Source organism: Paraburkholderia sp. A1RI_3L (genome assembly GCF_048957895.1).
Taxonomy (GTDB): Bacteria; Pseudomonadota; Gammaproteobacteria; order Burkholderiales; family Burkholderiaceae; genus Paraburkholderia; species Paraburkholderia kururiensis.
Map to the genome: position 1 here is coordinate 1 of NZ_JARCHA010000107.1, position 280 is coordinate 280.

The 280-nt window shown below is 61.4% G+C and carries 1 protein-coding gene; it reads right to left on the reverse strand.

Annotated elements, in window-relative coordinates:
- Positions 1-8: 8 nt before the first annotated feature.
- Positions 9-280: hypothetical protein (locus tag PXJ20_RS33110; RefSeq protein WP_421057536.1), on the reverse strand; the 272-nt coding region annotated here is incomplete at its 5' end.

The following is a 280-nucleotide window of genomic DNA, read 5'->3' on the forward strand; positions in this document are numbered from 1 at the left end:
GTTTCTTTTTATGTTTCGGGGTTGGGGCGGCGCAGCCGCCCCCCGTCCCCCTTTTCTTTCACGCTGACTCCGAGAATGGCCTGGTTCAGGTCAGCAACCTCGATTGCACGCTGTTTCTTCAGCCCAAGCAGTGCTTTCTTCGCCCGGACTGCTTCGCCAATATGCGTTCGTGACGGCGAGCCCGCCGCGCGTCGATCGTCACGTATCTCCTGTATCGAGCGGGCCACGGCAAGCGCATGCGAGAGGCGCTTGTTGTCGATCTCGGCGCCCTGGTCGATCC